Genomic DNA, 25,997 nt, shown 5'->3' with positions numbered 1-25,997 from the left:
TCACCTCGATATTTGATTTACGTTGACAATCCGCTCGATTTGCATAATATGACCCATTGTGGGTCATAAGTCGCTTTTTGAATGCGCTTGCTGACAATGACTCTTTTAAATGATTTTCTCGATTTAGCCTATGGAAGATCAAACAGGAACAAGGGATACATGTCGCAAACGTCATACCAGCCCCATTACTCAACGACCAGTGATTCACGTGTTATTCAAACTCGCGAAGCGATTTACAGTGCATTTCTGCTGTTGCTTGATAGCAAGCCGTTAGATGAGATCACGATCAGAGAGATCGCCGTCAGTGCGGGAATTGGCTATAAAACCTTTTTCCGCCATTACACTGGTAAGGCGGAATTACTCAACGCTATTGCTGCCGATGAGATTAAGCGACTTATTGTTCTGTCTGTTGGTGTGATGAATGCGGCTAACTCGAAAGAGGGGGCGCGCGCCCTTTGTCGCTACGTGGCAGACAATGACGCTACTTGGTCGACACTGCTAAATGGCGGTGCAGCGCACACGATGCGGGATGAATTTGTGCGCCTGTCGCGTGAAGTGGCCGCAGGAAAAAAACAAGAATTGAATTTGGCGGTGGCCGATATTGGGGTTCGACTTTCAGCGGTTGGTACCCTAGAAATGTTGTCGTGGTGGCTTAGTGAAGAAAAGCGTATTAGCGTGGATGAACTAGCCGAGCTTTATAATAAGCTCGTAATTGCTCCTATTATGGATGCCTATTCAAGCTAGGCAGATTCACCTTAAAAAAGCTTAGTTAAGTTATCAATAAAAATAAGTAATACAAAATGAGGTATCAGAATGAAAGTACAACCGGCGGCATTTTTGCGCACGACCCTGCCACTAGATTTTAGCAAAATGGCAGATTTGGATAGCGGGCGATACCACTCTGTTTGGCTGCCGGATCATATGGTCAGTTTTTGGCCAGACTCTATCTGGACGCCAGAGTTTACCGATCTTGCTACCATCTCTCCGTCACCACACCGTCATCTTGATGCCATGGCAGTGGCAGGTGCGACAGCGGCGTTGACCAAAAATGTGCCTATTGCAACGAGTGTTGTCGACACCGTACGACGTCACCCGTCCATGCTTGCACAAACCGCACTGACCTTAGATCACTTATCAAATGGCCGATTCATTCTTGGTTTGGGTAGCGGAGAATTAGAAAATACGGTGCCTTATGGTTTTGACTTTTCTAAACCCGTTGGTCGATTTGAAGAGGCAGTACAGGTAATTCGTTTGTTATGGGAAAGCGAGGGCCTGCTGGATTATGACGGTAAGTTTTTTAAACTTCAGCATGCTCGCATGGATACTGAACTATTCAATGGTCGTTGCCCGCCAATTTGGATAGGTGCAAGTGGCCCTCGCATGCTGGATATTGTAGGGCGCTTTGCAGACGGCTGGTGGCCAGCAGGGGCGTGGACACCAGAGGATTACGCCGCCAAGCTTGCGGTAATTCGCCAGTCTGCAGAACGGGCTGGTCGGGACCCCATGGCAATAGTTCCGGCATTTATCATTACCTGTTTGATTGGCGATGACGATGAGCTGGCAGAAATCTTGGCTGCGCCCCTAATTAAATCCTTGCTCTTGCAAATATCCGCTGCAGAATTGCACAAGCTCGGCCACTCCCACCCAATGGGTGATTCCTGGCGAGGGTTCCAAGATATTGATCCCGCGACGCTAACACGCGAACGGGTGCTCGATTTTCTCGATAAAGTCGATCCAAAGGCGATTTTAGCGATGGTGCCCCACGGCACACCGAAGGAGGTCGCCGCTATAGTTAAATCATACTGTGATGCCGGACTTCGCGTACCTAAAATTCTCGATTACGGCGGTATGGCTGGGCTTAAATTTGGCGCATTGTCTGCGCAGAAAGTTCGCGAAGCGGAAGATGAACTACTTAGATTAACGGGGCAGTAGGCCATGACCATGGTTTTAGATAGCGCTGCCTTGCTGGCTGCTGCGCAGGAAATTACCGGGCTGAGTGATTGGGGTGACGACAGTTTCTGCGAGCGGGTCGATCAAGTTGTGGGAATAATCCGCGACGCCAACTTGGACGAAGCCGGCGTAAAATTAGCTGCGGATAATATCCACTGGCTACTCACTGATCGTCTGCGTTTTTTTGCTGATCATCGCAATTACAAGCTAGATGAAGAGCGCATTGAGCGGCCAATGTTTGTCACTGGCGAGCCTCGTTCTGGCACAACATTGCTGCACGCGCTACTTTCGGTAGACCCCGACGCGCGCGCCCTCCGTTTTTGGGAGTTAATGCACCCGTCACCACCTCCTGGCTTAGCGACAGAAACAGATCCGCGCCGAGCTCAGGCGGATTCAGAATGGCGGGAAATTAATACTCGTCTTCCGACCTGGTTACATAGTCACCCATATAACGACATGTTAGGTAACGGACTACCTGAAGACGAACGCACGTGGGCATTCGACTTTCGGGTGCTGACACCCACCGCGTGGTGGCGAGTGCCAATGGGTATGGTAGTCGGGGGGCTGAAGGCAGATCCGGCGGCCCAGTATCGTTTGCACAAAATGATGTTGCAGGCGATTCAGCACGGTAGACCCAAGAAACCCTGGGTACTTAAGGGCTTTCACGCGCCGCGTTTTTCCGCCTTTTTTGACTGTTATCCAGATGCAACGGTGCTTTATATTCATCGCGATCCGGTTCAGAGTATTGCATCACGTATAAAGATGGCGGCGGACTTAACAGAGGGGCTGACCGGCAGCGTTGACTTGGCGGCGCAATCGCGCCTACATACTCGACTAGGTCGCGCTGGATTTCAGGCAATTCTCGATAACCCAATGATCGACGATCCCCGTATTCACCACGTTCGCTATCAAGATTTTGTCAAAGACCAAATCGGCACCATACGAGGTTTTTACGAATTTTCTGGTTATTCACTTAGTGCCAAAGCCGAGTCTGCAATGCGTGATTACTTGAAGAATAATAAAGGCGATCGACACGGAAAATTTGTGTATTCCACCGATTTGATCGATGGTGACGTTGCACAATTGCACGATGAATTTGCAGCTTATCGCAATCGTTTTGGTATCGATATCGAGGATCGCAGCTAGTATTGCGATTGCTGAGACTTTTGGGAGACCGCCATTTCATGCATGAACGCTTATCAATACACCAGATGTGTTTTGCGGATATGCCTGTTGGTGACTACATACGCCACTGCCATGAACTAGGCGCGCAGCGTGTAGGTTTCATCAGCCCAGCTTTGCAAGTCGCAGATAATGTCACTACGGCGATCGAGGTAATAGCCGATACGGGGCTGACAGTGCAGAGTATTGCTCATGTGTTTCGCAGTGGTCATCTCACACCTGACAAGCAAATCTGGCAGCAAGATCGCGACAAATTATTCCAATTGATTGATATTGCCGCAGAGCTGCGGGCGGATTCAATTTATTTGTTGACCGGCGGCCACGGCGATCTTGAGTGGAGTAGTGCCGCAGATTGTTTTAGTAGCGCTATTGCGCCCTGCGCAGAGCGCGCGAAGTCCTGTGGCATAAAATTAGCGATAGAAAACGCCTCAAGTCTGTACGCTGATTTACATATAGCTCATTCATTAGCTGATACGGTTACTCTCGCTGAAATGGCCAATATCGGTGTCTGTGTTGAATTGTTTTTTTGCTGGGCAGAAGCAAACTTGCCTGTGCTATTGCAGCGAGCCATGCCGCGCTGTCATTTGGTTCAATTATCCGATTACTGTTACGGTGACCGCTCCCTGCCGGCACGCGCCGTGCCTGGTGATGGTGTAATCCCTATAAAGGCGCTAATCGCAGAAATACTTAAGGCGGGTTACTCGGGTGGTTTCGATATAGAACTCTTGGGTCCGCGCATTATTGATGAGGGCGCTTCGCAGGCGGTAGCGCGAAGTGCCAAACATTTGACCTGCTTGCTAAACGACCTGTTAATTCGGTAAACAACGTAATGGAGAGTGGCTAGTGGCAATTGGTGATTGTGCAGATGATCAAGACCTTCGAGCGGCGTGGTCAGTCTTTTGTCAGCAACTTCAAGCAGCCGGCGATTTGACGTTTAAGGATCACAATCCAGCAAACGCAATACAGCGCGCTGATGCCTTTCGCTTTCTTACCCAAAATCTCGGCCAAGCGTTTGACTTAGCTCTTGAAACTCGAGATAGCAAATACCCGATGTTGCATGCGTTTTGCACGCCCAGCAGAAAACTCGGCGGTGACGCCGCGGATTTAACGTATCAGCAAGCGTGGATTGACGGGGAGCAGGTGTACAAAGTCAGTGGCCAGATTGGCAGCGCGCGCTTCTTAAATTTTACCCTCCAGGGGCAACGTCCTGAAATTCAGCCAAACACAGGGTGGCCCAGTCTCCACGAACCGTTTGGCGATATCCCGGAGGTGAACCTATTTGGCCGCGACTTGCAGTTAAACGATGACGGCAGCTTTGTATTATTTATCGGTGGTGAACGACAGGGCCCAAATTGGCTGCCGACCACCTCGGCGACGAGGAAATTATTTATTCGTCAGGGCTTTGACAGCTGGGACGAGACGCCAACAACATTGTCAATCGAACGCCTCGATATGGATGCACCTAGACCCTTGCCGACGCCGCAGCGAATGATTGAATCGATGCAGTGGGCGGGGGATTTTTTGTCTGGAATGATGCGGGACTGGCCGGATCATCCCTATCAATACAGCGGTGGCATTGTCGATCCAGGCTGTATAAATGCGTTTCCGCCAGATCAATCTGCCAATACCCTAGACGATAAAAAGCGCGGCCGATTGGCTGCCCACATGTGCTGGGCGATTGCGGAAGACGAGGCATTGATTGTCGAATTTGATACTCACGATGGCTTTTGGATGGTGTCGCTTGGTGGTGCGTTTATGAACAGCATGGACTTTCTGTATCGCCCGATAAGCTACACGCCAGCGCGAACTAAGGTAGATAGTGATAACAAAGTCCGTTTGATTTTAAGCAGTACAGACCCAAGTTATCACAATTGGCTTGATACACAGGGCTTTGCTGCGGGCAATTTGACGTACCGGAATCTACTTAGTCAGGCGACTACCACGTTCGCTACTAAGCTAGTTAAGAAATCGGAACTGGCTAGTGTTTTACCCGTAGAGAGTTGCGTGGTATCAAGCACGCAAAGAACCGAGGAGCTGTTAGCGCGTTTTAGGGGAGTTCAGCAGCGCTATTTCGGGTGATTCAGCTTTACCTCATGGTCTGTAATCTTTCGGAAAGACACTGCATTCTTGTAAATCATGAACCAAGTGATGCCTTAATTTGTATTGGCTCATTTTAAAATATCCGTTTTAGTTCCCGCCGGATGTTTATACGTATAGACAAATTAGATACTAAAATAATTATAAATTCCGCTAAAATTTATGCCAAAAAACACCCGCCAAAAAACCGTCGTATTTTCTATTAAAGCAAATAAGTTATTGTATTTATTAGTAAAAATATAATGGCATGAGCATTGCTTTAGTCTCTGCAGGTAACTGATGTAGGTCTACGACGATGACAAATGATAAACACAAAAATAAATCTTTTCAGAATAATGGCGATATGCATCAGAGCCGTTGTTTGGAATCCTGTCGTCAAGAATTAGCCTATGCGTCAAGCCGACTTGTTGCTGAGCTTTCAATAGCGAAAAGCCTATCTGCGCATAACAAAATGGAAATGGGAGGTCGTGCTAATGGCTGATTTAATAGTCGCCGATAAGGCCTCGATTGCTGTCAAGGAACTGGCGACTCGCGTTGCCAGAACGGATGCGACGGTATTGATTAGTGGTCAGAGTGGCGCGGGTAAGGAAGTTTACGCGCGCTTTATTCACAGCCAGTCTCGCCGCGCCGAGGCGCCTTTTGTCGCCTTAAACTGTGCGGCAATTCCAGAGAATATGTTAGAAGCCATGTTGTTTGGCTACGAGAAGGGCGCTTTTACAGGTGCGATCAATAGTCACACTGGTAAGTTTGAGCAGGCTCAGGGCGGCACACTGTTGTTGGACGAAATTTCCGAGATGGATCTTGGCTTGCAGAGCAAACTGTTGCGGGTATTACAGGAGCGCGAGCTTGAGCGCTTGGGTAGCCGCAAGACCTTAAAGCTCGATGTGCGGGTTATTGCGACTAGCAACCGCGACGTGCGCTGTGCGGTTCGCGAGGGCGAATTCAGAGAAGATTTGTTCTATCGTTTAAACGTTTTTCCCTTGTTGGTGCCCAGTTTGGCGGAACGTCGCCGCGACATTCTGCCCTTGGCCCATCACTTCTTAAGTCGCGATAGCAGTGTCCGTGATCCCGCTGCGATACTGACAGACGAAGCAATTCAAAAACTATTTGCCTACGCTTGGCCAGGTAATGTCAGGGAGCTTGATAACGTCATTCAGCGTGGCCTGATTCTTCGCCAGCAAGAAATGATTAGTGAACGAGATATACAGTTTGAAACAGGTTTGAGCTTTATCAGTGATTTTGATGAGCGCTTTGAATTAGCTAGTCGCAACATCGCTGATCTTCCGTCTTGCGAAACTAACGGTGTGTTAGATGGGTATATGCGTGATCAGGAGCGTCGTGTGATTAGCGATGCATTGCGCGCAGGTCGCTCAAAGAAGGAAGCGGCGGAGATCCTTGGAATCAGCCCACGCACCTTGCGCTATAAATTGGCGCGTCTGCGTGAACAAAGTTATATCGCCGGTTAAGGAGCCTCGACATGTCAGATATGAGAGTAGATACGATTCTTAACCAAATTCGCTCAATCCGCGATCAAGCCGGTATAGCCAAGCCTGAGTTTGATCCGAGTAATTTGGGCGCGATTAATGTTGGCGCTGCGCCGAAGGTCGATTTTGGTTCTATGCTTAAGCAGTCTATCGAAGCCGTCAATGAGACTCAGAAAACGGCTGGTGCGGCAGCAGCAGCGTTTGAGCGTGGTGATCAAGACGTTAGCTTGACCCAGGTGATGGTCAATATGCAAAAGTCTGAAGTGAGTTTTAAGGCGCTTGTTGAAGTGCGGAATAAGTTTGTGGATGCCTATCAAGAAGTGATGAGGATGTCGATGTAATGACAGTTCTAAGCTTAACAGTGTCGGTGGAGAATCAGTATGGCCGAAGCTAAGGGAAACATGCCCGCAAACTTGCTTGCGCAAATGGCGGGAAACGATGTCCTGCGTCAACTACTTATACTGGTGGGTATTGCCGCCAGTGTTGCCGTTGGGGTCGCGGCGGTGATGTGGTCGCAGGGCGGTGACTACCGCACTTTGTACGCCAATGTAGAGCCTCAGCGCGCTGCTGGGGTAGTGGACGCCCTAAACGCTGCGGGTATCCCTTATAAGATTCAGGACAATACCGGCTCTATTATGGTGCCTTCGACGCAGTTGCACGATGCGCGTATCAAACTGGCTGGACAAGGCGTTATGCGCGATGGATCGGGTATGGCGATGCTAGAGCAAGAGCAGGGCTTTGGCGTTAGCGAATTCATGCAGTCAAAGAAATTCCACTACGCGCTAGAGCAAGAGCTGGCGCGCACCATTGAAAGTATGCATCAGGTCCGCAAAGCGCGTGCGCATTTGGCAATTCCAAAGCAGTCTGTCTTTGTGCGTGATCGCAAAGCCGCCAGTGCGTCAATTATGCTAGATGTATTTCCCGGCAGCGTGATCGATAAACAAAACGTCGCCGCCATTGTAAATCTGGTGGCGTCCAGCATCACCGGTTTATCACCTGAGCAGGTAACGGTGGTTGATCAGCAAGGTCAGCAGCTGTCTTACCAGGGTGAGAAAGATGATCTGGGTCTTAGTTCGCGTCAATTTACTTACCGTCAGCGGATTGAAGAAGCCTACCAGCAAAATATTCAAGAGTTGTTGGGGCCGCTGGCAGATGCCGGTCAAGTGCGAGTAAAGGTAGCGGCGGATATTGATTTTTCTAGCGCTGAAGAGAGTCGTGAGACCTGGAACCCTGAAAGCAAAGTGGTTCGCAGCGAGCAAATTAACGAGCAGATGGATGGCAGTAACGTTAACGCTAACGCCAGCGGTATACCGGGCGCATTGAGCAATCAACCGCCAAGCAGCGGTGGTGTGGAAGAAGCGGCTAAAGCTGATACAGGTAATCGCTCCATTGTGCGTAACTATGAGATCGAACGTATTCTAAACCACTCGTCTACACCGACGGGTATGGTGCGTCGTCTTTCCGTAGCCGTCGTGGTGGCTAATCATCAGCGCACAAATGACGAGGGCGAAACCGTCACGGTAGAGGTGTCACCGACAGAGCTTGAAAAATTGAATTTACTGGTGCGTGACGCCATCGGTTTTGATGCCGCTCGCGGTGATCGTGTGACTGTTGTGTCGGCAGACTTTAGGCCAGTAGAGACAATGGAAATGGACATGACCGCACCGGGCTTTTGGGAGCAGCCATGGTTCGCTAACTTAATTAAGCAGTCACTAATTGGTGTTGGTGTGCTGTTTATTATCTTCGCCATATTGCGCCCAGGTATGCGTACCTTAATGCAGGCACAGGTTAGCGGAGCGCACTCAGCACAGCGCTCTATAGCCAACGGCGGTGACGGCAGCTTAAGCGGTGAGGTATTGCATCCTGCTATTGCTGCGCTAGGTGCGCCTCCAATAGCCGGTCGTATGGGCTTTGAAGACAAGATGACAGAGGTGCGCTCGGTAGTGGATGAAAATCCGCAACGGGTTGCTCAAGTAATGAAAAAATGGGTGGCGGAAGAAAATGGCAAATCCTGAGATGGCAATGAATTCTGGTAGCAAAGGCAGCGAGAAGGCCGCACTATTTTTATTGATGCTTGGTGAAGAGCAGGCTTCTAAAGTACTGAAGTTCGTTGAACCTTATGAGGTAGAGCGAATCGGCACGGCCATGGCCTCAATTCGTAGCGTAGACAATCGCCTGGCGGAAGCTGTCGTCGATGAGTTTAGAACCTCTTTACACCAAGAAACCTCGCTGGGTGTCGGTGTGCAGGGTTATGTGCGGAAGTTGTTCACCTCAACGCTCGGTGATCAAAAAGGCACGACCATGGCTGACCGTGTACTTGGCGACGAAGAAACCCAGGAAATGAGTTCACTGCGCTGGTTAGAGCCAGAAGCCTTGCTGCACATGATGCAAGATGAGCATCCTCAGATTATCGCCATAACAATGGCGCATATGGATCAGGCGCAAGCTGTGGCGGTTTTAAAACAAATGCCGCCTGCTCTTCAAGACGATATTGTATTGCGCATTGCGAATATGCAAACCATTCCCCAGTCCGCTATGCGCCAGTTGCAAACGGTTCTTAAGAAGAAATTATCGGTTACCGCCACATTTAAAAATCGCAAAATCGATGGTGCCATGACCGTTGCCGGCATTATGAACGGTCTTGATCCAGATTCAGAAACCCGTATTTTAGAAGCGGTTGCCAAGGAAAACCAAACTCTGTCGGAGCGTATTCAAGACCTGATGTTTGTGTTCGGCAACCTCGTAAATATTCCGGATAAGGGTATCCAACTACTGTTGCGTGAAGTGGGTTCAGACGTATTACCTCTGGCATTGAAAGGTGCCGACGAACAGGTGCGCGAGAAAATTCTGGGCAATATGTCGAAACGCGCACGAGAGATGTTGCTTGAAGATATGGACTCTCGTGGCCCCATGAAACTGAGCGATGTAGAAGCGGCTCAGAAAGATATTTTGGCGGTGGCGAGAAAGCTCGCGGATGCAGGCCAAATTGATTTGGGTCGCGGCGGCGACGACTACGTTTAGAGCGAATGCCAAGCATAGGCTTGTATATGCCTAAATATAGTCTGCCACGTTAAGTGAATTCGAACGAACTGGCCAAGGGAAAATAGAATGTCAGATGTTTTTCAGGTATTTAGCCCTCGGGTTATCAACGACAGTGCTGCCCCACAGGCGCCTGTTGTTGATTGCACACCTGAAAAACCGGCCTATCAAAGCTGGGTGCCACCTGTGGTGAGTGGCGCAGTGGCAAATACCAGCAAGTCTAAAAGTGAATCTACAGCGAAAGTTGAGCTTGCCAATGAGCTGGAACTTGCCCGCGAAAGCGCAAAAAAGCAGGGCTATCAACAGGGTTTGGCCGAAGGCCAAGCCGAGGCGAAGCGAATCTTGGCAGAGCAAAGCCAGCAATTGCAGTTAGCGATGGCTGCATTGCGCGAGCCGCAAAAATGGGTAGATGGCGAGTTAGAGCGCGAGTTGTTCAACATGACATTGTCTGTGGCCCGTCAGCTATTGCGCCATGAATTGAGCGTTCGGCCTGAGTTAATTGAAAACCTGGTTCATCAAGCGGTCGAAGCCTTGCCGATCAGCAGTGGCGATTTAAATATTTACCTCAATCCCGCCGATGTCGATGTGCTTCGCCAGCTTGCTGAAGAGCGGGGTGAGGCCTTGGATTCTGCGTGGATACTGCTGGAAGACCCAACGGTAAGTCGCGGTGGATGCCGCATTAGTAATGATTGCTCACGTATTGATGAAGAATTAGAAACTCGTATTCAGCGAATTAGCGCAGAAATGCTCGGTGAACAGGGAATGAGTTTGCCGGAGCTTGATCACTAGCGCGGCAAATAGCCAGCGCCAAAACGAAGGATTAACTATGACTACATCGCCACACAGTGAACTGAGCGGAAAGTTCGCCCAGTATCGTCAGCGCTTAAGCGGTGCTGATCGCCCTGTGGTGGAAGGTCAGTTAAAACGCGTTGTAGGCACCATGTTAGAAGCGGTCGGCTGCAAGGCCCCCGTCGGTGGATATTGCTTGGTCGAGGCAGCAGATGGCGAATGGCTGGAAACCGAAGTGGTGGGTTTTGCCACCGATAAAATACTCTTAATGCCGACTGGCGAATTGCGTGGCGTAATGCCCAATGCCCGCGTCATACCCATCGAAAAAGGCTCAGATTTTCCAGTCGGTGACGGCCTGCTTGGCCGCGTGTTAGACGGTGCGGCCAGACCTTTAGACGGCAAAGGCCCGCTGAATTGCACTGAGACCCGGTCTATCTCTGGTGTACCGATAAACCCCTTGCTACGCCAGCCAATACGCGAACCTCTCGATGTCGGAGTGCGTTCAATCAACGCATTGTTAACCGTTGGCCGTGGTCAGCGTTTGGGCTTATTTGCAGGCAGCGGCGTAGGGAAGAGCGTTCTATTAGGCATGATGACGCGGTTTACGGAAGCCGATGTGGTGGTAGTTGGCTTGATTGGTGAGCGTGGCCGAGAAGTTAAAGAATTTATCGATAGCATATTGGGTACCGAAGACATGAAGCGTGCGGTAGTCATAGCGACTCCCGCAGATCACCCGCCATTGATGCGAATGCGAGGCGCGTGGCTGGCAACATCTATTGCTGAGCACTTTCGTGATCAGGGTAAGCAGGTGTTACTACTTATGGATTCTCTTACCCGTTTCGCTCAAGCTCAACGTGAGGTCGCGCTTGCTACGGGCGAGCCGCCAGCGACAAAGGGGTATCCGCCGTCTGTGTTTGCGCGGCTACCTGCCTTAGTCGAACGAGCGGGTAATGGCGCGGCAGGCGGTGGATCAATTACCGCGTTTTATACCGTACTTGCAGAGGGTGACGACCAGAATGATCCGATTGTCGATTCCGCAAGAGCGATACTAGATGGACATGTGGTGTTGTCGCGGGCGCTTGCAGATGCAGGACATTTTCCAGCGATAGATATTGAAAGATCAGTGAGTCGTGCAATGAACGACGTAACCGATAAAAGCCATCAGGATCAGGTTAGGTATTTTCGGCAAATGTATTCGCTGTATCAGCAGAACAAAGATTTAATCACTATTGGCGCCTATCAGCGCGGAAGTGATGCTCGATTAGATGAAGCAGTGTCGGCGTGGCCGAGAATGGTCAAGTTTTTACAGCAGGCTTATGACGAGTCAGAGCGTTTTGATAGTTCATTAGACCAGCTAAGTGTGTTGCTAGACGATTAGCGATTAAGAAAGTAAATAACAAATTCTGTTGTGATGTCCTGAGAGGGCTGAGAATGAAAAAGTCAAAGCGCATGCAAACGGTTAATAGCCTTGCCGAGCGCAATGAGCGTGAACAAGCAGATAAGTTCTCTAGCAGCCAGCGCCACTGCGAAGCACAAAAAAATAAACTCGACGAGTTAAAACAATACTACCAGGAATATGCCGACGCCAGTCGCAAAGTGACGGGTGAGTTTTTAGACTTGCGCCGTTTGCAGGAATCCCGTGCTTTCATGGCTAAGCTGTCTGGCGCGATCGCGCAGCAACGTGAAATTCTCCGCAAGGCAGAGCTCGCCATGAACGCCGATCGTAAACACTGGATGGATAGCCGTCGTCGTGCCATGAGTATGCAAAAGCTCACCGAGCGCTATGTTAAACAAGAATTATATCAAGCAGAAACGACTGAACAACGAGTGGCTGATGACCTAAGTAGCCAGCGATTTGTTTGGTCAATGCGTCAAAGCAACGCAATGGCATAAACATTGCGTATAACAATTGACATTAGTTATTAACTGAAGCGCTATTAACGCGACAGACTAGCGGCATAGAAAACGGTTTATATAGTACTCATTACGCCATAGATATTGAGTTTTAATATTTAATTAGGCAGAAGTTAGTTACATTTATTGACGTAACAAACAGGTCATACACCATGCAGAACAGTATTAGTTTAGCGTCACCTAAAATGGACGGCAGCGCCAAAGCCGGCGTGCAGAATAGCCCTGTAAATGCAGGTTCTGTGGGCGGTCGTGGGGTAGGTGAAACACCGGCGGCAACGCCGTTTAATCTGCTGCTAGGCACGGCGCAAGGTGTGGTGCCCAGTGATAATTTTATGAGTGGCGGGGCATCACAAGTTGATGGCGATGATCCACTCAGCGGCGATATTGATATCTTCTCTGACTCCTTGACGAATATTGGTTTCAGCGGAAAACTGCTGCCGAAAAGCGGAACAGAATTGCCGGTTACTGATCTAGAATCCCTTGAAAATACCGATACACAATTACTGTCTGAAGAAGGCGAAGTCTTAGTAACTTGGCAGCAAACACAGATAGATTGGTCGAGACAAGCAGGCGCTCATGGAACAAATAATGCCAACGCGTCAAATGTCGCCGCTAGTGTGGCAGGGCTTTCGCTGGACGCTAGCGAAGGTCAACTAGCCAACGACAATGAACTCGCAGAGACGATACTTGCAAAAGGCGAGAAGCTTGCTGACGGCAAAGCAAGCCCCAATTCACTACCGAATACCGTAAGCGATTTAGCGAAACCTACAACGGGGTTTGCCAATGCAATGCAGCTTAGCTCTGCTGCAAGTGCTGCACCGCAAGTAAAGTCCGCACTTCAATCAGTTGATCTCAATGCTGAGTCTAGCTCTGGTCTTGAACTATCGGCGGCGCCACAAAGCCGCTCGGCAGAGAGCAGTGCCGCACGGGCGCCTGTCGCCTTAAGTCTTAGCCAAAACGCCTTAACCGACCCGGCCTGGAGCCAGGCGATGTCCGCTAAAATTTCGTGGATGGCGGGTAACGGTGTTCACACCGCGACCATGCAACTTCACCCCGCAGAGTTAGGCAGCATCCATATTCAGCTATCGGTGCAAGGTGATACGACTTCAGTGCAAATTCAAGCCCAGAATAGAGACACCTCTGAGTTAATGGAAAAAATGATGCCGCGCTTGCATAGCGGTATGGAAAACCAAGGTTTGCGCTTAGAAGAAGTAAAAGTGAGCCATAACCCAAACTTGAACGACAATAGTGCGGGGAATAACGGCCAACAGTTTGCCGGTCAATCCGCCGGTGATCGATCTGGCGCTGCCAATGGACGCGGCAATGGCGGTGATGCCGGATCTAGCCAACAAGGTTTAAATGGTGAAGATAACGGTGTTTCATCGGGTGAGTTAAATGCTGAAGTCATATTGCAAAATAGCGGCGTAGACTATTACGCCTAGCGGTTTTTCAAGGTGCTTTGCGATCAGTAGATTTTAGCTAAACATAGTTTCAACAAAAGCCCTCGTTTAACTCAATCGAAAAGAGAAAAGCGGGTGCTTTTTGTTGGGAGTGTTTAGAGCGCGGAATGCAGAATGCTGGATGCAGAACGCAGAACGCAGAACGCAGAACGCAGAACCCAAAACCCAAAACCCAAAACCCAAACTCGAACTCTAACCTCGCTCAGTCATACTCGACTCTGATCGAGTATCCAGATGAGCGCTAGCGAATGCCTTTAACGTCCGACGCCAGACACCTGACGTCTGACGTTAAGAGGTCTGACCTCTGAAGCCAGAAGTACGTCATCCCCGACCCCGATCGGGGATCCATGTGAGCGTAAGCGAATGCCTCTAACGTCAGACGCCAGACACCTGACGTCTGACGTTAAGTGGTCTGACGTCTGAAGCCAGAAGCACGTCATCCCCGAACCCGATCGGGGATCCATGTGAGCGTAAGCGAATGCCTTTAACGTCCGACGCCAGACACCTGACGTCTGACGTTAATAGGTCGGACCTCTGAAGCCAGAATTACGTCATCCCCGAACCCGATCGGAGATCCATGAAAGCGCTAGCGAATGCATTTTTAGATAATGTAATTCGCATTCGCACGTGCAGGTATTTTCTAAGATTAAAACTTAAACGCCATATTCGCATACGCCTGCCTCGGTTATTACTAATGGCCTGAAATCCCTGTGTTGTTACAGTGGCTCAGGGTTTAAGGAAGTTCGCCATTTTTTTGTCAATCCACTGTAACTTTTTTGTAAGTCATTGATATTTAATGTTGTTTTTGATTGGCATAAGGCTTGCTCTAATCACGTAGGAATGCTGATTTTGTGGCGGTATAGGAATTGGGAACAGGTATGAATAAAAAAATTATTATGATTGCGGTGCAGGTCTTGGTGTTAGTGGCCGCAGTGGGTGGTACCTGGTTTTTTATGCACGAGCCTGCGCCGGAGCCGGTTGCCGTTGGCGCCGATGGTAAACCAGCGGCGGCAGAAATGGATCAGAAAAAAGAACCTGAGTACTACAGCTTGTCACCGTCCTTTGTGGTGAATTTGCAGAATGAGCGCGGCATTCGTTTCTTGATGATCGAAATCGATTTAATGACACGCAAAGACGATGTCTTTTCAAAGGTTGAGCAGTACGAACCCCGTATTCGCAATGATTTACTGATGTTGTTTAGCAAACTCGATAGAGAGGCTATTGCGACTGCTGAGCAACGTCAAACACTGCAGAACGAGGCTTTGGCGACCATCAATGGTGTGCTTAAGGCGGAGTCGGGTAAGCCGGGTGTTGAGGCCGTTTATTTTACCAAGTTTGTAGTTCAGTGAGGCTAGCGACGTGAGCGATATTCTCGATCCAGAAGAACTAGAAGCCTTGATGGCGGGCGAGGATGAAAATGATCCCAGCCGCGCTAAATATAATTTAGCGAGACAGGACTATGCGATTCAGCGTTTGATCCCAGCCTTGTCTTTGATCCAAGCCCAGTTTGCCACCGCTACCCGCGATCGTATGCGTGAGTTCGTCTCTACGGTTGAGGGTGTTCGAGTAGACAAAATTACGGTGATGAAATTTGACGAGATGCTGAATACGCTGCCTGCACCTTGCAGTATTTCAGTGATTCGCGGTTTACCCATGAACGCCAATATTCTTTTGGCCTTCGAGTCCGATTTAGTTTTTCAAATGGTCGATCGCTACTTTGGCGGCTCGGGCAGCTCGCAAAAAGGGCAGCGAGAACAACTGTCAGTTTCTGAGTTTAGTTTTATGGAAATGCTAAGTTCGGCCTTATTAAGCGATGTTGGCAGTGCGTGGAAATCGGTTATCAAAACCGAGCCAACCATCGCTGCTCAGGTTAGCGACCCACGTATGTTGGACACTATTGGTGAGGCCGACTCGCTGGTGGCAACTCGCTTTGTCGTTAGCGTCGGAGAGTTTTCCGGCGGGCTTTGGTCGATAGTGCCGTGGAGTGCAATCGACGCAGTACGAGATAGTTTAAGTGATCCCGCTAAGCCGGCCACCAAAGCGTCTAGCGCTGATTGGCGAGATCGTCTGTGTGAAGGCCTGGAAATGGCCCCAATTGAATTGGTGGCGATTTTGGCGCAAACCCGAATGAGTTTAAAACGGGTTTCCTTATTAAAGGTAGGCGATGTGATTGACATCCCCTCTGCCGAAGACGTGGTGTTAATGATCGACGACACGCCATTTATGCACGGTCGGTTTGGCAGTAATGAAGATAAGTTGGCCGTACGCTTGACCGGTAGGTCTGAAACGAATCGACATCAGCACTGAGGATTGACTATGACTGATTCAATAAATGAAGAGCATGGAAACGGTGGCGATGCTACTAATCCCAACACAATGGCCGCCAGCGCGGAGCATAAAAGCGTGAGTGAAAACAATGCAGCACAATCAACATCGGCAACAAAAGGAAACGGGCGCATGAGCAAGGATATGAGTCTGGACATGATTATGGATGTCAACGTCAGCGTTGCCGTTGAAGTGGGCCGAACCAAAATGAGCATCCGCGATTTACGTGATTTAAATCAGGGTGCAATTATTGAACTAGACCGCGCTGCGGGAACCCCATTAGACGTGCTGGTGAATGGCACTTTGGTGGCACGCGGCGAAATCGTGGTAGTGAAAGATAAATACGGCATCATGCTGACTGAGGTAGTTGGTCAGGATGAGCGCGAGCGCCACTAATGAGTAAGCTCGGGACGCACATTCAAGCAGGATGCATGGCGCTATTACTAAGCGTTGCCGGACTGCCATTTTACGCTTATGCGCAAGACGCGCCAGCAGCACCGGCGGCTGCTAAGATGCCAGTTGGTCCTTCCTTCGACGTGACCGGCATGATCGGCAGTTTGCTGTTTGTCATATTATGTATTGTCGGCTTGATGTGGATTTTGCGTCGCACACGTTTAGTTGGTGCTACCGGTCAGAGTGGTGTGAGCTTGGTATCGCAGATACCGCTAAGCATGAAAGAAAAACTATTAGTTGTTCAGGTAGGCGATGAGAAGCTATTGCTAGGTTGCACAAGTACATCTATCAATACGCTGCACACCTGGGCGTCGGCGGCGGATGAGAGCAATGCAAAAATGCCGGAATCGGCATTTGCTAAATTGATGGCAAAGCGCCAGATCGTGACGAAAACATCAAGGTCTTCGCGCGATGGGGAGCAGCAATGAGACTTACTCGCTTTGTAATCTTGATTTGCTTGTGCGCCATGCCTATGTTCGCCAATGCGGCATCCTTGTCATTGCCTGCGGTAACGTCTGTGCCAACACCCGCCGGCGGCCAGGAATATACGGTCTCCTTGCAGCTTTTAGCCGTAATGACGGCGCTGACCTTGCTCCCCGCTATATTGCTGGGTATGACGGCGTTTACCCGCATTATGATTGTCCTGTCGATTCTTCGTCAGGCACTGGGCACGGGCCAAACCCCGTCTAACCAAATTCTATTGAGTCTGTCTCTGTTTCTGACGCTATTTATCATGCACCCAGTTGCCGAGATTGCCTATAACGATGCAATAAAGCCTTATATCGCGGAAGAACTCACATTTGATAAAGCACTCGAAAAAGGCTTTCAGCCGTTTCGCGAATTTATGCTGCGGCAAACCCGTGAAGAAGATATTGGTCGATTTGCAGAGATAGCCGGCATGGCACAAATCGATAAGCCGGAGGATGTGCCGTTTACTATTCTGGTGGCCTCGTTTCTTACAAGCGAACTAAAAACTGCGTTTCAAATTGGCTTCCTGCTCTTTATCCCCTTTGTGGTAATCGATCTTGTGGTAGCCAGTGTATTGATGTCCATGGGTATGATGATGTTGTCGCCCATGATGATTTCGCTACCGTTTAAAATTATGTTGTTTGTCTTGGTTGATGGCTGGAGTCTGGTGATGGGATCATTGGCCGCGAGTTTTTATCAATGACGACATTGACCGCAATATCACGTAATGAGGTCGCGCAATGAACGCCGATACGGTAATCGAGATTGGCCGCCAAGCGATGAACCTTACCGTGCTGCTAGCAGCGCCACTGCTGCTGTCTGCGCTTGCGGCGGGCCTGATGATTGGTATGTTTCAGGCCGCAACCCAAATTCAGGATATGACCTTAAGCTTCATCCCTAAGCTGGTTGTGTTAATCGTTGTACTCGGTGTGACTGGCCCGTGGATGCTGGGTCAACTGATTGACTACACCCGTCAATTATTTGCCATGATTCCAAGCTTGGTTGGCTAGCATGAGTATCATCGCGCCTACTGCAGACCAGCTCAGCGTAATGCTTGCGTCTGCCTGGCTGCCGTTTATGCGGGTGGGTGGGGCGATGATTACTGCCCCCTTATTTAGCGCAGCGTATATTCCCGCCCGCGCACGTATTCTGCTATCCGTCTTCATTACCGCCATTATTTTACCCTTGCTACCGCCCGCGCCGGTGATGAACTTGGTTGGCTATCAGGCGATATTACTGGCTGCCAATGAATTGCTGATTGGCGTGTGTATCGGTTTCATTATTCAACTGGTGTTTGACGCCATTATCCTTGCTGGCCAGATTATCGCCATGGGTATGGGGCTCGGTTTTGCGATGATGGTTGACCCCCAGCGTGGCGCGCAGGTGCCGGTGCTCTCGCAGTTCCTACTTATATTTACCATGCTGATCTTTGTGGCCATGAACGGCCATATCGATTTTTTGGCCTTGCTGGCACGGAGTTTTGAATATTGGCCAGTGGCGGGTGACGGAGTGTCTCCGGGGCAGCTCAACGTGATATGGCTGCGCGGTGGGGAACTATTTACCGGTGCGATTCAAGTAGCGATTCCTGCGGTAGTGGCCTTACTTGTTGTGCAGTTAGCGGTAGGTATTATTAGCCGGGCAGCGCCAACTTTGAACTTGTTTGCGGTGGGTTTCCCTATCGCGATGCTAATTGGTTTTCTGGTGGTAGATCGCTTGCTGCCAAATTTACTTCCCATTTTAACGTCTATGTTGGGCGACGCATTTATTGCCGCCGAACTGTTTCTCGGAGCCTGATGTATGGCTGAGAACGAAGACGGTCAAGAACGCACCGAAGAGGCGTCGGCTAAGAAATTAGCCGACGCCAAAAAGAAAGGGCAGGTAGCGCGCTCTAAAGAATTGACCACAATGATGGTAACAGTGGGTGGGGCGGCGATGTTGCTGTTTACCGGAGGTGGCCTCGCCGTCGCGCTTAAAGATTTGCTGGCCCACAGTTTGTCGCCGGAATTTTTACTGGTGGAACAAAAATCCCTTATTGTGTCCCGTCTTTATCAAACCCTTGTAAGTGGACTGCTTACCATTTGGCCCTTACTAGCGATTGCGCTAGTGGCGGTCATGGTGTCATCGACTATTTTGGGCGGCTGGACCTTTAGCTTGAGCGTAAAGCCTGAGCGTATGGATCCTATAAAAGGCATCGGCAAGATTTTTTCTCTGCGCAGCCTCGGTGAGCTGGCTAAATCGATAATGAAAATGGTATTTATAGGTGTGGCAGCGGTGTGGTTACTGTCGGGAATGGCCGATGATATTTTGGGATTAAGTTTACAAGCCCCCAAAGACGCGATTATCCATAGTGCTGAATTGCTGGTGTGGTTCTTTTTTGTGGTGAGTTTGCCGCTGGTGGCGATAGCCGCGATCGATGTGCCATGGCAGGTATGGAATTTTAATAAAGAACTGAAAATGACTCGTCAAGAAGTGCGGGATGAGCACAAAGAGTCTGACGGTCGCCCAGAGGTCAAAGCCAAATTGCGAGAAATGCAGCAGGCCGCTGCAAATAACCGCATGATGGAAAAAGTCCCGACTGCCGATGTCATCATTACCAACCCCACCCATTTTGCGGTGGCGTTGAAGTACGATGAGGCACGCATGGCGGCGCCTATGTTGTTGGCGAAAGGCGCCGATAATATTGCCGCTAAAATTCGTGAACTCGCCGCTGAACACGATATTCCAATTGTGGAATCGCCCCGTTTAGCGAGGGCCGTATTCGCGAGTACCGATCTAGACGCCGAAATTCCTGGTGGTCTATATCTTGCCGTAGCGCAGATCTTAACCTACATCTACCAGCTGCGTAGCTGGGAAACCATGGGCGGCGACTACCCAGAAACACCACAACCTGACATTGCAGACGAGTACTTAGGTAATCTGCTGTAGTCCTCTCATCCAGAGTCCGTATTTACCCCTACGATTCTTGGCCCCCTTGTTGCAACTCTTGGCTATAACGACAGAAAATTGGCGCAGAATTTATGTGCCTTAGCTGTCAAAAAGACACACGCAAGACCTTATAGCTAAGAGACGTTAGTATGGCGACACAATCCATAGCAATGCCGGTATGGCTTCAAAAGACCGCAGACAGCGGCATTGGAGTATTGCTGTTGCTCGTGGCGTGTTTGGGCATGTTGGTTATCCCCATGCCGCCGTTTCTTCTCGATTTATTATTCACCTTTAACATCACTTTATCGCTGGTCATTATTCTGGCGGTTATTTATGTTGAACGTCCCATCGATTTCTCGGTTTTCCCAACCGTATTACTCTTAGCGACACTGCTGCGTTTAGCACTGAACGTGGCATCTACTCGCGTGGTGTTACTTGAAGGTCACAATGGCCCAGGCGCGGCGGGTAAGGTTATCGAGTCCTTTGGCGAATTTGTTATTGGCGGAAACTACGTCGTTGGTATCGTGGTATTTATTATCCTGGTTGTTATCAACTTTGTGGTGGTAACCAAGGGTGCCGGTCGTGTATCTGAAGTGACGGCGCGGTTTACCTTGGATGCCATGCCCGGCAAACAAATGGCGATAGACTCAGATCTAAACGCCGGTTTGCTGAATCAAGAAGAAGCCAGCCGGCGTCGTGAAGAAGTGCGGACCGAGGCAGATTTCTACGGCTCCATGGACGGTGCCAGCAAGTTTGTTCGCGGTGACGCGGTCGCTGGCATAATGATTTTGTTTATCAACATTATCGGCGGCCTTGGCGTCGGTATGACCCAGCATGGGTTGAGCTTCTCGCAGGCGATGCATAACTATACCTTGCTGACCATCGGTGACGGCCTGGTGGCGCAGTTGCCATCTTTGCTGCTGTCTACTGCGGTTGCGATTATTGTGACGCGGATTTCTCGCTCACAAAACATGGGTAAGCAAATTGTTGGACAAATGTTTGCCAACCCCAATGTGCTTTATATGTCGGCAACCCTATTGGGCTTAATCGGCATCATTCCCGGCATGCCAAATCTTGTATTTTTAATGCTCGCCGGTGCTTGTGCTGGCAGCGGATGGTGGATGCAGAATCAGAAAAAACACGCTCAAGAACTTGTCGACGAAGATGAGAATATCGAAGAGATTCCCGTTGCGCGTGAGCCCAGCGAATTAAATTGGGATGAAGTGACACCGATGGATGTGGTGAGCCTAGAAGTCGGCTACCGCTTAATCCCACTGGTTGACCGCAACCAAGGTGGTGAGTTGATTGCGCGAATTACCGGCGTGCGTAAAAAGCTGTCAAAGGACTTAGGCTTTCTTATTCAGCCAGTGCATATCCGCGACAACCTTGAGCTGTCTCCCAGCAGCTACCGTATTCAACTGCTGGGCGACACCATTGCCCAGGGTGATATTCAGGCCGGCAAAGAATTGGCGATTAATCCAGGCGGCGCGCAGGGACAGTTGCGTGGCTCGCCAACCAAAGATCCCGCTTTCGGTATGGATGCCGTCTGGATCGATTCTAGCCAACGCGATCAAGCGCAAACCATGGGCTACACCGTGGTTGATCCCTGTACGGTTATTGCCACGCATCTCAGCCAAATTATTAAGCAGCACGCCCACGAATTACTCGGCCACGAAGAGGTTCAACAGCTCTTGGATCGTCTTGCCAAGACCGATCCCCGTCTGGTTGAAAACGTGGTGCCCAAGCAATTGCCGCTCAGCATTGTGGTACGGGTTTTACAGAACCTGCTGAAAGAAGGTGTATCAATTCGCAGTATTCGTCTTATCGCCGAAAGTTTGGCGGAGCAAGCGCCGCGTAGCAAAAATCCTGACGAATTATTGGAGGGGGTTCGCGTCGCTTTAGGACGAATGATTGTTCAGGAAATCAATGGCTTAGAAGAAGATTTGCCAGTTTCCGCACTCGACCCAGATCTGGAACAGTTGTTGCAAGACATGCTCAGAGGCAACGCGGGCGCCGCCGGATTAGAACCTGGAATCGCTGAGCGTTTACAGAATGAATTGGCGGATTACAGTCAACGCCAAGAGTTAGCAGGGCAACCTGCGGTAGTACTGGTGTCACCGTCAATACGTTCATGGGTGTCACGTTTTACTCGCCGCAGTGTACCGGGATTAGCGGTGCTGTCGTACAACGAAGTACCTGACAGCAAGCAAGTGAGATTACTGTCTACAATCGGTCAGCAAGGGCGCCTTAATTAGGGTGTTCGCAGTAAAAAAAGATCGCGAGTAGTCATGTTAAATATGACATTTCAAAATAATTGAAATGTGTTGGGAGAAACATATGCAAGTTAAAAAATATCAAGCAGCGGATACACAACAAGCCATGAGATTGGTGCGTGCCGCCCACGGTCCCGACGCCGTTATATTAGACTGTCGTAGCGTCGCGGGCGGTGTCGAGGTGGTCGTAAGCCTTGAAGGCATGCTTGAAACAGCGATGGCAGCGCCACAAGCGCCATCATTTGCCACCCCTCAGCAAACCCGTAGTACGCCGGTAGAGCGTGAACCCACCGCGCTTGACGCCTTATTCAATCGCCGCAAAAAGGCGGAAGAGGAAATTAGTCAAACCGTTCAGGCCGCCGCTAGTGACAGTAAAAGACCGGCTGCCGCAGAACCCCAAATGGTGTGGTCGCAGAATGAAGAGCTGCTTACCATGAAGCAGGAAATGGCCTCGATGAAATCGATGCTAATGGATCAACTAAAGGGTCATAACTGGCAGCAAGCAAGCCATCAGGCGCCAGAGTATCAAGAATTGAATAGTTTTCTATCGGCGATCGATATCGATCCGTCGCTGGGTAAACGACTAAGCGCTGAAATCCCCGCGGATGAGAGCGTCACGGTTCAGCGTGAAATGCTTAAAATGTTGCTGAGCAAAAAGCTATCGGTCAACGCGCCGCCCACCTCCGGCGCAATTTGTTTGGTCGGTCCACAGGGCGCGGGTAAAACCACCACCATCGCCAAAATAGCCGCCCAATATGTGCTGACTCACGGTCGCAGTGGCATCGCGATATTAACTACGGATACCGCCAGAGTCGGCGCACAGGAACAATTGCGCGCTTACGGCCGGATATTACAAGTGCCGGTGCATGTTGCCTCAAATGCGGAAGAGGCGGTAAAAACCTACCGCCTCCTATGTAAAAAGAATTTAGTGTTAATAGACACGGCAGGTATTTCTTTCCGAGATAAACAGGGCATTAGCGAGCTGCAAGCTCTGTTAGCTGGTATGCAGGATGTACAAGTTTTTCTAACCTTGCCAGCCGATGCCGAAAATTACGTGCAAAGCGAAATTATTGACGCTTACTCATCATTAAATGCACAGGGTGCGGTGTTGAGTCGTATCGACGAGGCCATGCGATTGGGCGGTGCGGTATCTAACTTGATCCAACATCGTTTGCCGCTTGTGTGGTGTGCCAATGGTCCCCGTGTTCCACAGAATTTGTCAGCAGCCGATGCCGGTAAATTAATCAATATGGCCGTGCGTATGGCAAAAGCCTTTGAAGTTCGTCGCAATGGTCAGCACAGTGCACCGGAAGAACAGGTAGCTGCGGAGTCAGTGCCTGCGGCAGTTGCCGCGTCGGCTGCCCCTCGGCGCGGATCAGCGCTAAATGTGCGGGTGTAGGCTAGACTGAGTTTAGAGGTTAGTGATATTGCGTAGATCAATTACAGAGCGACAGATTTACCATAGAAAAACGATAGTTTGAGAGTCCGCGTGCCAGTCCGGAGCGGAAAAAAATGTATCGAGAGAGCGATAAAAACAATGAATGCGGTAAAAGTCATAGCAGTCAGCAGTGGTAAAGGCGGTGTAGGTAAAACCAATGTATCAGTAAACTTGGCTTGCCAATTAGCGAGACGAGGTAATCGAGTATTGCTGATGGACGCCGACTTAGGTCTCGCCAATGTCGATATCATGCTGGGCCTCAAGCCCAAATGGAATTTATCCCACGTGCTTGATGGCAAGTGCTCAATCGAAGACATTTTGCTTCCCGGGCCCGACGGTATCTCAATTATTCCCGCCGCCTCTGGTATCAAAAAGATGGCTGAGTTGGGCAATGATCAACACGCGGCGATTGTTCGCTCGCTAAGCGCGCTTAGCGGAGATTACGACGTGATGATCGTCGACACCGCTGCGGGCATCTCAGACAGCGTTATTACATTTAGCCGCGCAAGCCAATATGTCTTGGTGGTGGTAACAGACGAACTAACATCAATGGCCGACGCCTACGCATTGATTAAAGTCATGAATCGCGACGCCGGCATCAAGCGCTTTAAAGTATTGCGCAATATGGTGAATAGCTACGATCAAGCCCGCGACGGCTTTGAGCGCTTAAACGAAGTTACCCAGCGCTTCTTAGACGTGACCTTGGAATACGCTGGCTTTATTCCCCGCGATCCCTACTTAATTAAAGCCGATACTCGCCAAAAAGCCGTCAGTGATTTGTACCCTGGCGCTGAGTCTTCATTGGCCTTCCGGCGTTTAGCTGAAACCGTTGATAAATGGCCAATGCCCACTGGCCCCAGTGGCAATATCGAATTCTTTGTCGACCGGATGTTTCCCCAGGAAGAAACCGCAGGAGCCGCGATGTGAACGGGCATTCCGCCTACCTAAATGTGCAATACGGCAGCCGCGAAGAGCTGGTGACCCGTCATGCGCCTTTGGTTAAGCGAATCGCCTATCACCTCGTGAGCCGCTTACCGGCCAGTGTAGAAGTCGATGACCTTATCCAGGCTGGCATGATTGGTCTGCTGGAAGCGGGAAGTAATTATCAAATGGATAAAGGCGCGAGTTTCGAAACCTTCGCCAGTATTCGTATTCGTGGCGCCATGATTGATCAAATGCGCCACAGCGGCTGGGCGCCGCGTTCGGTTACTCGCCAGCTGCGGGAAATGAGCGAAGCAGTCCGCAAAGTAGAAAGTCGGCTGGGGCGGGAAGCCAGTGGCAATGAAATCGCCGAGGAAATGTCGATTTCCCTAGAGGAATACCATGAGCTTTTGCGCGATACCAGCTCGGTGCGTCTGTTTAGCCTAGATCAAATGAGCGAAGGCGAGCACGACACCATTGAAGTCGGCGGCGGTGATGACCGCTACGCGCCGCTCGAAAATGTATTAGAAGACGATTTTCACAGCGCGTTGGCCAGTCAGATAAATGCCTTGCCAGAGCGAGAGAAATTAGTGATGGCGCTGTACTACGAGAATGGCCTAAACCTAAAGGAAATAGGTGAAGTTATGGAAGTCAGCGAATCACGGGTGTGCCAAATCCACAGCCAAGCCATCGTCCGCCTAAAAGGCAGACTAAGCGAGTGGACTGCGGCATAGAGCTTATAAATGGCGCTGCGAACGGCGAGCTAAGACATAACAGGAAGAAACCAAAATGACGACTTATGACTATCTTGAATTCCCCATGAAGTTTATTGAATGGTGTCAGAATTTATCTGAGGCGTCACTGCTGGGTTTGGTGCTCAGCTTAGTGGGCATTGGCCTGTTAATGTATATGCGTAAAGCGCGCCGTAGCGATCAGGCGAGTAATGAAGCGATACAAACCCAAAACGCAGATGCGGTAGTGATCGCACTTGAACGCAAAATTGAACTCCAGAATTCCGCCATGGCAATACTCGGCGAGCGGGTTTCTGCGCTGGAAGAATATTTAGAAATGCTGGGTGAGCGCCAACAACGCAGCGACGCAGACAAAAAAGACAGGCGTTTCTATCAACAAGTGAGCGTAATGGCCGGGCAGGGCATGGCTGCGCCGGAATTAGCCCAGCGCTGCGGTATTTCTGCCAGCGAAGCGGATTTGATTATGGCCTTGTCTAAGAAAGCGCATTGAGGGTGCGCTGAGCATCTGCGGTGCTATTTTTTTAATT

At 50.0% G+C, this 25,997-nt stretch carries 26 protein-coding genes; all 26 read left to right on the top strand.

All coding sequences use genetic code 11. The features are described from left to right. The first annotated feature begins 159 nt into the window (after positions 1-159). The 26 genes from KXJ70_RS12490 to KXJ70_RS12365 all read left to right on the top strand — a co-directional run bounded on the left by KXJ70_RS12490 (position 160) and on the right by KXJ70_RS12365 (position 25,960). Complete coding sequence (locus KXJ70_RS12490; protein ID WP_219043847.1) at positions 160-744, top strand: TetR/AcrR family transcriptional regulator; 585 nt, start codon at positions 160-162, stop codon at positions 742-744. A 69-nt stretch (positions 745-813) separates the two neighbouring features. Next, positions 814-1,932 carry an LLM class flavin-dependent oxidoreductase gene (locus KXJ70_RS12485; protein ID WP_219043846.1) on the top strand — a complete coding sequence of 373 codons (1,119 nt, stop codon included), beginning with the start codon at positions 814-816 and terminating at the stop codon, positions 1,930-1,932. A gap of 3 nt (positions 1,933-1,935) precedes the next feature. Beyond that, a complete protein-coding gene (locus tag KXJ70_RS12480) occupies positions 1,936-3,096 on the top strand; it encodes a sulfotransferase family protein (RefSeq protein WP_219043845.1) in 1,161 nt (386 codons plus the stop codon). Between the two features lie 38 nt (positions 3,097-3,134). Continuing rightward, a complete protein-coding gene (locus KXJ70_RS12475; RefSeq protein ID WP_219043844.1) occupies positions 3,135-3,953 on the top strand; it encodes a sugar phosphate isomerase/epimerase family protein in 819 nt (272 codons plus the stop codon). Between the two features lie 22 nt (positions 3,954-3,975). Next, positions 3,976-5,211, top strand: a complete 1,236-nt coding sequence (locus KXJ70_RS12470; protein ID WP_219043843.1) for a hypothetical protein — start codon at positions 3,976-3,978, stop codon at positions 5,209-5,211. A gap of 491 nt (positions 5,212-5,702) precedes the next feature. After that, the gene (locus tag KXJ70_RS12465; protein WP_219043842.1) at positions 5,703-6,695 is read left to right on the top strand and encodes a sigma-54 interaction domain-containing protein; all 993 of its coding nucleotides are present in this window, start codon (positions 5,703-5,705) and stop codon (positions 6,693-6,695) included. An 11-nt stretch (positions 6,696-6,706) separates the two neighbouring features. Then, the gene (fliE, locus tag KXJ70_RS12460; protein WP_219043841.1) at positions 6,707-7,054 is read left to right on the top strand and encodes a flagellar hook-basal body complex protein FliE; all 348 of its coding nucleotides are present in this window, start codon (positions 6,707-6,709) and stop codon (positions 7,052-7,054) included. Positions 7,055-7,093: 39 nt separating this feature from the next. Continuing rightward, entirely contained in the window at positions 7,094-8,728 is a 1,635-nt protein-coding gene (gene fliF, locus KXJ70_RS12455) for a flagellar basal-body MS-ring/collar protein FliF (protein ID WP_219043840.1), read from the top strand. Beyond that, positions 8,715-9,734, top strand: coding sequence for a flagellar motor switch protein FliG (gene fliG, locus KXJ70_RS12450; RefSeq protein ID WP_219043839.1), 1,020 nt, complete (start codon positions 8,715-8,717; stop codon positions 9,732-9,734). Before fliF ends, fliG begins: the two co-directional genes overlap by 14 nt. 87 nt (positions 9,735-9,821) lie before the next feature. Then, positions 9,822-10,541: a FliH/SctL family protein gene (locus tag KXJ70_RS12445; protein ID WP_219043838.1), complete on the top strand. Its 720-nt coding sequence runs from the start codon at positions 9,822-9,824 to the stop codon at positions 10,539-10,541. 37 nt (positions 10,542-10,578) lie between these two features. After that, positions 10,579-11,919: a flagellar protein export ATPase FliI gene (gene fliI / locus KXJ70_RS12440; RefSeq protein WP_219043837.1), complete on the top strand. Its 1,341-nt coding sequence runs from the start codon at positions 10,579-10,581 to the stop codon at positions 11,917-11,919. Between the two features lie 53 nt (positions 11,920-11,972). Further along, entirely contained in the window at positions 11,973-12,434 is a 462-nt protein-coding gene (gene fliJ / locus KXJ70_RS12435) for a flagellar export protein FliJ (RefSeq protein ID WP_219043836.1), read from the top strand. Between the two features lie 173 nt (positions 12,435-12,607). Continuing rightward, on the top strand, positions 12,608-13,897 hold the full coding sequence (locus tag KXJ70_RS12430) for a flagellar hook-length control protein FliK (protein ID WP_219043835.1): 1,290 nt from the start codon (positions 12,608-12,610) through the stop codon (positions 13,895-13,897). Positions 13,898-14,793: 896 nt separating this feature from the next. Then, the gene (locus KXJ70_RS12425) at positions 14,794-15,264 is read left to right on the top strand and encodes a flagellar basal body-associated FliL family protein (protein ID WP_219043834.1); all 471 of its coding nucleotides are present in this window, start codon (positions 14,794-14,796) and stop codon (positions 15,262-15,264) included. 10 nt (positions 15,265-15,274) lie between these two features. Continuing rightward, positions 15,275-16,222, top strand: a complete 948-nt coding sequence (locus tag KXJ70_RS12420) for a flagellar motor switch protein FliM (protein WP_219043833.1) — start codon at positions 15,275-15,277, stop codon at positions 16,220-16,222. Positions 16,223-16,231: 9 nt separating this feature from the next. Beyond that, positions 16,232-16,636 (top strand): flagellar motor switch protein FliN, encoded by a 405-nt coding sequence (fliN, locus tag KXJ70_RS12415; RefSeq protein ID WP_219043832.1) that lies wholly within the window; start codon positions 16,232-16,234, stop codon positions 16,634-16,636. Further along, on the top strand, positions 16,636-17,121 hold the full coding sequence (gene fliO / locus KXJ70_RS12410) for a flagellar biosynthetic protein FliO (RefSeq protein ID WP_219043831.1): 486 nt from the start codon (positions 16,636-16,638) through the stop codon (positions 17,119-17,121). Before fliN ends, fliO begins: the two co-directional genes overlap by 1 nt. Continuing rightward, positions 17,118-17,864: a flagellar type III secretion system pore protein FliP gene (gene fliP, locus KXJ70_RS12405; RefSeq protein ID WP_219043830.1), complete on the top strand. Its 747-nt coding sequence runs from the start codon at positions 17,118-17,120 to the stop codon at positions 17,862-17,864. Before fliO ends, fliP begins: the two co-directional genes overlap by 4 nt. Before the next feature lie 37 nt (positions 17,865-17,901). Further along, on the top strand, positions 17,902-18,171 hold the full coding sequence (gene fliQ, locus KXJ70_RS12400) for a flagellar biosynthesis protein FliQ (RefSeq protein WP_219043829.1): 270 nt from the start codon (positions 17,902-17,904) through the stop codon (positions 18,169-18,171). A 1-nt stretch (position 18,172) separates the two neighbouring features. Beyond that, positions 18,173-18,955 carry a flagellar biosynthetic protein FliR gene (fliR, locus tag KXJ70_RS12395; RefSeq protein WP_219043828.1) on the top strand — a complete coding sequence of 261 codons (783 nt, stop codon included), beginning with the start codon at positions 18,173-18,175 and terminating at the stop codon, positions 18,953-18,955. A 3-nt stretch (positions 18,956-18,958) separates the two neighbouring features. Next, positions 18,959-20,086 (top strand): flagellar biosynthesis protein FlhB, encoded by a 1,128-nt coding sequence (flhB, locus tag KXJ70_RS12390; protein ID WP_219043827.1) that lies wholly within the window; start codon positions 18,959-18,961, stop codon positions 20,084-20,086. 149 nt (positions 20,087-20,235) lie between these two features. Continuing rightward, complete coding sequence (gene flhA, locus KXJ70_RS12385; RefSeq protein ID WP_219043826.1) at positions 20,236-22,341, top strand: flagellar biosynthesis protein FlhA; 2,106 nt, start codon at positions 20,236-20,238, stop codon at positions 22,339-22,341. Between the two features lie 82 nt (positions 22,342-22,423). Next, positions 22,424-23,758 (top strand): flagellar biosynthesis GTPase FlhF, encoded by a 1,335-nt coding sequence (gene flhF / locus KXJ70_RS12380; RefSeq protein WP_219043825.1) that lies wholly within the window; start codon positions 22,424-22,426, stop codon positions 23,756-23,758. A gap of 138 nt (positions 23,759-23,896) precedes the next feature. Continuing rightward, a complete protein-coding gene (locus KXJ70_RS12375) occupies positions 23,897-24,724 on the top strand; it encodes a MinD/ParA family protein (protein WP_219043824.1) in 828 nt (275 codons plus the stop codon). Then, the gene (locus KXJ70_RS12370) at positions 24,721-25,452 is read left to right on the top strand and encodes an RNA polymerase sigma factor FliA (protein ID WP_369409781.1); all 732 of its coding nucleotides are present in this window, start codon (positions 24,721-24,723) and stop codon (positions 25,450-25,452) included. The genes KXJ70_RS12375 and KXJ70_RS12370 overlap by 4 nt, the downstream gene beginning before the upstream one ends. A 55-nt stretch (positions 25,453-25,507) precedes the next feature. After that, positions 25,508-25,960, top strand: coding sequence for a DUF2802 domain-containing protein (locus tag KXJ70_RS12365; protein ID WP_219043822.1), 453 nt, complete (start codon positions 25,508-25,510; stop codon positions 25,958-25,960). Positions 25,961-25,997 lie beyond the last annotated feature (37 nt).

This window comes from Zhongshania aquimaris, assembly GCF_019312595.1.
GTDB lineage: Bacteria > Pseudomonadota > Gammaproteobacteria > Pseudomonadales > Spongiibacteraceae > Spongiibacter > Spongiibacter aquimaris.
The sequence above is the reverse complement of the archived record's forward strand: the minus strand, read 5'-3'. Positions and strand labels throughout refer to the sequence as shown.